This window comes from Terrisporobacter sp. (assembly GCF_017888745.1).
Lineage (GTDB): Bacteria > Bacillota > Clostridia > Peptostreptococcales > Peptostreptococcaceae > Terrisporobacter.
Genome location: NZ_JAGHFM010000004.1, coordinates 1 through 8593 on the forward strand (window position 1 = coordinate 1; position 8593 = coordinate 8593).

7 protein-coding genes, 1 pseudogene and 1 CRISPR repeat array are annotated in these 8593 nt (G+C 25.5%); all 8 genes and pseudogenes read right to left on the reverse strand.

Annotated elements, in window-relative coordinates; translation table 11 throughout:
• Positions 1 to 44: 44 nt before the first annotated feature.
• Positions 45 to 336: a CRISPR direct-repeat array (repeat unit 30 nt; unit sequence ATTTACATTCCAGTATGGTTCTACTTAAAT).
• A gap of 178 nt (positions 337 to 514) precedes the next feature.
• The gene (gene cas2 / locus J7G74_RS00095) at positions 515 to 793 is read right to left on the reverse strand and encodes a CRISPR-associated endonuclease Cas2 (protein ID WP_297130129.1); all 279 of its coding nucleotides are present in this window, start codon (positions 791 to 793) and stop codon (positions 515 to 517) included.
• A 17-nt stretch (positions 794 to 810) separates the two neighbouring features.
• On the reverse strand, positions 811 to 1803 hold the full coding sequence (cas1b, locus tag J7G74_RS00100) for a type I-B CRISPR-associated endonuclease Cas1b (protein ID WP_297130133.1): 993 nt from the start codon (positions 1801 to 1803) through the stop codon (positions 811 to 813).
• Positions 1804 to 1825: 22 nt separating this feature from the next.
• Positions 1826 to 2362: pseudogene (locus tag J7G74_RS16870) on the reverse strand (CRISPR-associated protein Cas4).
• Between the two features lie 59 nt (positions 2363 to 2421).
• Positions 2422 to 4794 carry a CRISPR-associated helicase Cas3' gene (cas3, locus tag J7G74_RS00110; protein ID WP_297130136.1) on the reverse strand — a complete coding sequence of 791 codons (2373 nt, stop codon included), beginning with the start codon at positions 4792 to 4794 and terminating at the stop codon, positions 2422 to 2424.
• A 92-nt stretch (positions 4795 to 4886) separates the two neighbouring features.
• Complete coding sequence (locus J7G74_RS00115; RefSeq protein WP_297130139.1) at positions 4887 to 5171, reverse strand: GIY-YIG nuclease family protein; 285 nt, start codon at positions 5169 to 5171, stop codon at positions 4887 to 4889.
• Positions 5172 to 5228: 57 nt separating this feature from the next.
• Positions 5229 to 6305 carry a CRISPR-associated protein Cas5 gene (gene cas5 / locus J7G74_RS00120; RefSeq protein ID WP_297130142.1) on the reverse strand — a complete coding sequence of 359 codons (1077 nt, stop codon included), beginning with the start codon at positions 6303 to 6305 and terminating at the stop codon, positions 5229 to 5231.
• Positions 6306 to 6323: 18 nt separating this feature from the next.
• Positions 6324 to 7220, reverse strand: coding sequence for a type I-B CRISPR-associated protein Cas7/Cst2/DevR (gene cas7i, locus J7G74_RS00125; RefSeq protein ID WP_297130145.1), 897 nt, complete (start codon positions 7218 to 7220; stop codon positions 6324 to 6326).
• Between the two features lie 14 nt (positions 7221 to 7234).
• The coding region (gene cas8a1, locus J7G74_RS00130) for a type I CRISPR-associated protein Cas8a1/Csx8 (RefSeq protein WP_297130148.1) at positions 7235 to 8593 on the reverse strand (1359 nt) is incomplete at its 5' end.

Genomic DNA, 8593 nt, shown 5'->3' on the forward strand with positions numbered 1-8593 from the left:
ACTTAAATCTTACCGATATTAATTTCTCAAATGGAAAAAGCATTATTTACATTCCAGTATGGTTCTACTTAAATTAATCTTCCTAATCTCATTCGAGTTAAATTTTCAAAATTTACATTCCAGTATGGTTCTACTTAAATTAAAAATCAAAAAAGCCTACTGCTTAACTTCGAGTATTTACATTCCAGTATGGTTCTACTTAAATATTCTACTCTATAGAAGATTGCGAGAGTTATCTTAATTTACATTCCAGTATGGTTCTACTTAAATTTTTCTAAATTTCCTAATCAAGTCTTTATGATTCTCATTTACATTCCAGTATGGTTCTACTTAAATCGTATCGTATAAACGATAGAAATATTCAAATATGCAAGTATCTATTTTGTCGACCTAAAAATCTCACTATACTAATAAGAAATTTTATTCAACTTAATACAATAATTTAATAGCCAACTAATTGAAATTACTATATTTGTCTATTCCCCACGAATTTTACACTATCTCAGGTAGACAATTAAATAAAGTTGCTAGTTTTATCAATATCTATACCCCACATTTCCTTTTCTAACCATTTATCACTTCTACTCTTAAACAAAATTATTGAATCTTTATCTCTTCTTATTATATCATTTAATTCATACTGTAGCTTAACAATTTGTGAATTTGATAGCTCCCCTTCAAAAACTGAATTTTGAATATGTGATAAATATTTTTTGCAGGTTTTAAAAGTTTTGCTTAATACCCTTTGACCACCTTCATCACTTTTTATATCATAAACTAAAATTACATACATAGTATATCCCCCATAGTTTACCACCATATTTTAAATGGCTCATATTCTTTTTCTCCTAATAAATGCTTTATTAACTTATAACATTCTAATCTCATTAAATATTCATAGGATACATTTTTATTTAATTCTTTATGTTTTATTGTTGTTTGTAATTTTTTATCAAGCTCTGCTACTATGGTCTTTGATGCTTCTTTTGTCAAATGTAAATAATTAAGATTTTTTGTAAAACTTTTCTCAGTTATTTGCTTTTTATTTAGTAGAGAAAATATCAGTCTATCGCCAATTATAGGTTTAAATATTTCTGCAATATCCAAACTTAGTGAAAATCTTCTACTGCCTGGCTCATGTAAATAGCTTACTGTAGGATTTAATTGAGTATTATATATAGCACTTAACACCTTTGTATAAACTAATGTATTAACATAAGATATTAATGTATTAATCATATTATCAGGAGGATTTTTTACTCTTTTATCAAAATTTATATCTTGGTCTATTAAAACATTCCATGACTCATAATATGTTTTTCTAATATTACCCTCATATCCCATTAGTTCTTGTATACTTTTACTTTTAGGTATCTGCTTTCTCAACTCTTCTATTTTATCCATATAAACTTGTACATCTTTTCCTCTACCATTATAGTATCTTAAATTACGATATATATTAAAACTTGCACCATCTATAAATCTCTTAGCTATATCTAATCTTTTTTCTTCATTAGTATAATGTTCAACTTGATTTACTAAGAGATTTCCAGAAACCAGTTTTTCCCTAGGCTGAAAAGTACCTGTGTAAAAACTATAATAATTAAAAAAATGTACTACTACTCCATATTGAGATAAATAATTAATTAAATTTGTATTAAAATCCATTTCAGACATTACATAAATTTCATTAACTGTTTCTATTGGTATATATCTTTTCTCTCCAGTTTCATCAATAAATGTTATTGTATTATCTTGTCTTTTTAAAATTCCATTATTATAAATGTAATAACTTCTCTTCATAAGTTTCCCCTTTTATATTAGTTTAAATAAAACATAAATCATAATATGCACAAGACTTACATATTCTTTTCTTATCCAATATTGGTGGAGTGTCTTTCATCACTATGTCATGTATGTTATTTAGTATTTCTTCCATATTTTCCATATCTTCATCTTTTAACTCTATATCTATATTTTGCTTTAGAAGTGGATAATCTATCTTCCCTTTTATATTCTTAACCTTCACTTAAACGCCACAACTATCTACACTAAAAGAATAATCTATCTTCCCTTTTATATTCTTAACCCCTCTTTTATGTAAAAAATATAAGTAGTATTTTACTTGTAGTATACTCGCTTCTTCAATCTTCTTACTCTTTTTAACTTCATGTAATATTCCCTTTGAACGTATGAAATCAATATTTACAATATTATCTATGTTAATATGCTTTTTATCTCTTTTATAAGTTTCTTCATCTAACACTTTTCCTATTTCAACATTTTCATTTCCTTGCTCCATTTGTATTTCATGATAAAAATACCACAGCTTTCTTTTGCATACTTCATAGTAGTATACCATTACCCCTGTAATTTGTTTTTCCAAATAATACACCTCTTTTAAAGATTTACTCTCTTTTTCTAAAACATAAAATCATCTATTGTATTAATACTCTGTTCTTTATTGTCTTCTTTATTTTTAAATTGTTTTTGCCTATATCCCATCTCATTATACTCACAGTCTATAACGGGTATATGCTCGTAATTGCTTAATTTAACAATTTCAAAATCTAAAGCTAACCCATTTTTTCTCGCTATGTAATAATTTGATATATGATTAGGATGAACAGACACTGTATATTGTCTCAGCTTATTTTTTAATTTAACCTTTTCAGCTTTATTTTCTTTTGAGTTTAGTTCAGGATTGCTAAGTTGCAGCTCTAACTGTTTAATCTCACCGTTATATTTGTGGTAAATATGACTCGGTATTATATCTTTTGATAATATATTTCTCAACTTAACTTCATTTTCCTTAAAAGTATCAGGTGTCAATTCTTTTATATAGTCATATACTTTTTTATATTCTTTTATATAACTACTATTTTTTATTTTTTCCATAGTAAGATACTCATCAATTAAATCCATCTTTTGTTTTTCAGAAATTTGTCCATCCCATGAACATATAGCTTCTTTTGATAAATCGAAAATATCTTTATCTATATATCCTTTTTCTCCATTTATAAAGCTTCTTTCATCTATTTGAGTATAAACAAAACAATTATTTTCACTACTATCTTTTTTACCTTTTCTATTGCATCTTCCTAGCCTTTGGAATAATGAGTTTAAATCTTGTAATTCTGTAAATAAATAATCAAAATCTATATCTAAACTAGCTTCTACTATTGATGTAGATATCCAGATTCCACTTTGCTTATCTAGTTCTTCACTATCCTTTTTATAAGTTTTACCAAAATCAATAATTTGTGATTCTTTTTCCAAACGCTCACATTTTATAAATTTAGCATGTAGCATATGTAAGTTTTCATTCCCTATTTTGTCTTTTATATCTTTGTATAAATTTTGGGCTTCTGTAATACTGTTACAAACTACTAGTATTTTATTGCTTATACTCTTTTTCTCATTTTCACTGTATTTATTACATATATCATCTGAGCTGATTTTTGCATCTATAGTTTTTAAATTATGTCTTATTGAATTATCCACAAATCCATTTTCATTCATTTTAAAATCTATGTTTTTACATAATAAATCCTTCACAAATGGTGGTAGAGTAGCAGTTAAAATAGCCACTTTCCCTCCTTGTTCTACTATTTTTTCTAAACCATATATTAAATAGGCTAGTAAATCTGGTCCATACATTTGTATTTCATCTATTACGACTTTTGAGTATGCCAATGTTGTAAGTTTTAATTCATATGCTGGATATTTATATACAAAATCAAATAATTGATCTATTGTTGAAATATTTATTGGAAGAGATAATTGCTTAGCCTCATTATCGTATTTGATTATTTCTTGATTTTCTTTATTACCTATATCATCTTCTATAGTTTCTAAATAACTATTTTCACCATCTTTCTTAGAGAGTAAATACTCTAAAGAGCTTGAGTGTAATAATCCTAGTTTATGATTTAATTCTTCATCTGAAGTATCTTTATAATAATCCAAAATATATTTTTTAGTTCTATCATAAATAGCATTTATAGCTGTTCTTATTGGTAATATGAAAAATCCTTTATTATTTCCCATCCATAATAACCCTGCTTCTGTTTTTCCCATACCTGTCTGAGCTATTGCTATAATATTTTCATCTTTATTTTCTATACAAAACTTTTGTAAATCGTTCCAGTTTGCATTTTTATTTGATGATTTCCATGTAGTAAGTACATTTTCCAATACCTCTTCTAAAAAGTCATTTTTGTATTCTGCTATATTACCAGAACTGGCACTGTAATCACACTTATGTAGATAACCTTTTATTTTTATAGAATCTATATCATGAGATATTTCAGCTATTTCTGAGTTGATAAAACATCCATCTTCTTCATATTCAAATTCATCTAATAATGATCTTATTAAAGTTTCTTTTTCATCGATTACTTTACTCGTTTTACAATAATCATGATGATTAACTACTGCATTTGCTACTCTAAAATAATCTTCTTCACTTTCAAATTTATCTTCTTTTATAAAAAATAACGATAATACGTTATGTGATATTTCATTATTATCATCAAACTTAACTTTTCTTCCCTTTTTAATCCTTTTCTGAAATTGCTTATTTATCTTTCCTATATCATGATATATACATGCTTTTTCAACTAAATCATATATTCTTTGTTCTTTTATATATCCTAAGTCCCAGAGTAAATTTAAGACTTCTAATAATTCATCTGTATGTTTCTTTATTGATTTATCTGGTTTTGCATATCTTTCATCAATACATTTAATTATTAATTTATCTAATAAGTCATTATATATATCTTCCTTCATTCTTTACCTTTAGTAAGAGAGTTTATTATAATTACAAAACTCTAACTAAAGCCACCCCCTTTCAATATAGAAACCTTTTAGTGACTAATAAGTTATTTTTCTTTAAATTTAGGTAACCTATTATATCCAATATTAGGATTATTCGATTCATATAATCTTATATATTCAATTTCTTTTTTATTAACTTCTTTATCTGTTGCTATTTCTGATTCACATAATATTTCTTTTCTTATAGTAAAGTCTCTTTTTTCTTCTCTTGTAAAATCTCTTTCTATCAAATCATTATTAGCACTTCCAAAATAGTTAATACTATCTGTTAAGTCCTTTCCAATATAGATTTTTCCATTAGGGTAAGTTATTTTATATACAACCTTCATAAATACATCCTCTATATAATAAATTATTTTGTATTTCTAACATTACATAAATTTTATTTAAATAAAGCTTACTATATATTCTTTTTTACCTTCTTTGTCAACAAAAACATTATCACTAGTTTTTCTTATTACAGATAGAGAAGTATATAATACCTTTTTCTTAACAAATACTCTTTTACCATCTTCTATTTTATAATTTTTATTTAAGTAATAGACTGTTCCATTCACTGATTTTCCTTCATCTGACTTAGTCCTAATCTTCTTACTTTTAACATCATCATAATTTAAATAGATAGAATTTCTTCCTTTAAAATTGATCTTACCTTCATATAACTCAACTATCTTAGCATCTTTCACCTCTACAAAATCTTCACTTCTTCCAATAGATTTCAAGTTATATATATTTTCTAATAACTCATTTAAAGTCTTCTCATCACTTCTTACATGAATAACAAGATCTATATTATTTAAAATTTCATAGTATTTCACTGATGTTGTCAATGAACGATATTTAGAAATAGGTTTAGTATAATTTTCTATCTCGTATTCTTTAACCTTTTCTTTTATTAATTTTTCATAATTCTTAATTTCTTTTTCTCTTTGAGCTACTGTCTTATATTCATCACTTTTTTTATCAAATTTTTTCTTCTTTTCTGATAAACTTTTCTTTCTTTTTTTTGTCAATTCTAATACTTTTTTTATTTTGGTATCTTTAAATTTCTTTATTTCATCATTTAAATCTTTTAATTTATTATATTCATCTAGTAATTCTTGATTATATACTTGAATTGTAATTCCTTTTCTAAAACTACTACCTTGAGATTTATTAGCCTTTGCAACTTTATCAAATGCCTTAGATAAGAAATCTTCATTTCTCATTTTTACCAATGTTCCTCTATCATCCATAGTGGAATTCAAGAAACAATAGTCAGTATAGGGTTCTTTATGCATAGATTCAAAATTGCCTTGCACACTTATATCCATTTCCTTATATTCTTTATATCCACAAGCATTATGTAAAGCTCCTATTATAGTTGATATTGGAGGCAGTGGATAGGTCATTTTATTATCTATTGTTTCTTCTTTTTTATAATTTGCACTACTTTGATGTAGTTCAATTCTTAGAGCTTTCATTGTTTCACCTACTTTCTCTTATACCTCAAAGTAAGCATTTACATCTTCTCTTAATTTATCAAAAAATTTAATTATACTAGTAGGATTTAACTTTTCTATGATTTCGCCTTCATTCATAAATGTATCTCCTTTTAATAGACCAACATTATAGCCTTTTGATACTTTTTCTACTAAATCATCTGATAAGACCAATCTTCCTTCTTCTACTTTTACTACATTTTCAAAATAATGTGTTTTTCTATTAGATAATCCCCCTACTACAAATACAGGCTCTGCATTATCTAAGTTTCCTTTTACTGTAAGACTTAAATTTTCTATGGCATCTAATATAGAATTTACTCTATCAGCCTTTTCTTTATTGTCTGCTTCTTTATAGCCTTCTTCATTTTCAAAATTTTCATCTTTTCCTATCATTTCTAAATCTATAGTGATACTGTATACTTTTAGAGATTTGTCGTATTCATATTGATAAGGCATAAGACCTGCTTCTCCTGCCTTTTCCTGTAAATTTATATTCTTTGCTTTAGCTAAGTTGCTTGCTAAGTATAAATTATTATGAAATCTTGTTTCATTTACGAAACTTTCACAAGATATGGCATCTGTTAAATAAAAAGAACTTTTTCTTATAGTTGTAGTTCCTTTTGTATTCATATATCCACCTTCAAGTGCCCTACAGTTAGATGCGTTTAATTCTAGATTTGCTAATTTTTGAGTTGCACCATTTTCTTCTGTTTGTAAATCATCATACATTCCGCTTTGTACCATGATTGCATTTTTTAAACTTTCTCTACTTCTTATAGAGTATACTTTTCTATTTCTAAATACTTTTTGTACACTTGCTATATTTCCTAATCCCTCTGAATAATTTGAAGTCATATTCGCTACTGCTGTTAATGTTAAAGAATTCTTTTTCATATTTTATATCCCCCTTATTTATTTGATTCATTAGATTCATTAGATTCATTTGAATTATCATCAATTTTATTTTTGCTTAATGAATTTACAAACATATACGCTATGTCTTTATTCTCTTCAAAGTTTATAAATAGTCTATCTGCAAAATTAAAGTACACATCTGAGTAATTTGATAATTGTAGTAAAATTTCACAAAATCTATCGTAATCTTTAAATATTATAGAGCTAGTAAGCTTATTTCTATAGCTATCTAGCTTATTTTCAGGTATTTTATGTATAACCTTTTGAGCACATTTGTAAATATCTTCTCTAATAATCTTATTCATTTTATTTCCCCCCTTAATTAAACTATTTATTTTTATTAATTGATAAACTTTATAACTATTTTTTCTATCTTTTAATAACAACTCTATAATTTCATCTAATAATGTATTGTTTAAAATAGATTCCATCACTTTTTCATATATATTAATGTAATAATTGTCACTTATCTTGTAAGGGAAAAATAGAGAGTTATAATCAATTTTACTTTTATTAATTTTTTTCAGAATATCTATACTTTGTTTTCTTATGTATAATGTTTCAAAATAATCCTTATCTCTATCTTTTACTATAACTTCCACATCATATTCAATAAAATCAGATGACTCCATGATCGCTTTAAATAAAGAATATTTTGCACTTATCTTTTTACTTTCCGATTCTAACTTTGACTTTTCTAATTTTATTTTATCTTCTAAAGTACGCTTCGATGCTCTAAGCCTTTTTATTTCATAATTATCATTTATAAATATTGATTGTCGATCATTTGAAAATGCAAATGGTATATAGTCGAATTCTGGTATATCTTGTCCTACAAAACTATTCATGTTAAAAGCATATCCTGTAGATTTACCTTTTTTAGGTGCATCAATACAATATCCCACTAATCTACAATAGTTTTGAGATTCATTAAATAGTTGGTTAGTATTACAGTAGTTTCTATACATATCTTGTTTATTTCTAAAAGTTTCAAGTGTTAACTCTTCTCTATTTTCATCGATTAAAGCTAAAATTTCTTCCTTATTAGTACCATCAAATTTTACTTTTTTAAAAACTTTCTTCATTATGGTATTTCCATTAAGTTTTTCATTTATTATTTTTATAAAATCCTTATTATTTTCATTCTTATCATCAAACGTATATCCTTCTAATTTGGAGTCCACATACTTATGATGAAGATTTTCACCATACTTTATTTCTACAAATTTCAAGTAATTCTCTTTACTTAGAGCTTTACTACTATACTCAATACAATCATCTTTAATTTTATGAATTTCTTCTAATGGATCCATTTCAGAAAAATACTCTAAAAGACCTAATATGGCAGCAGA

What these genes read in the sequence shown, in the direction of transcription:
- cas2 (WP_297130129.1), bottom strand. Translation starts at nt 793, where the DNA reads ATGTATGTAATTTTAGTTTATGATATAAAAAGTGATGAAGGTGGTCAA.
- cas3 (WP_297130136.1), bottom strand. Translation starts at nt 4,794, where the DNA reads ATGAAGGAAGATATATATAATGACTTATTAGATAAATTAATAATTAAA.
- cas7i (WP_297130145.1), bottom strand. Translation starts at nt 7,220, where the DNA reads ATGAAAAAGAATTCTTTAACATTAACAGCAGTAGCGAATATGACTTCA.
- J7G74_RS00115 (WP_297130139.1), bottom strand. Translation starts at nt 5,171, where the DNA reads ATGAAGGTTGTATATAAAATAACTTACCCTAATGGAAAAATCTATATT.
- cas1b (WP_297130133.1), bottom strand. Translation starts at nt 1,803, where the DNA reads ATGAAGAGAAGTTATTACATTTATAATAATGGAATTTTAAAAAGACAA.
- cas5 (WP_297130142.1), bottom strand. Translation starts at nt 6,305, where the DNA reads ATGAAAGCTCTAAGAATTGAACTACATCAAAGTAGTGCAAATTATAAA.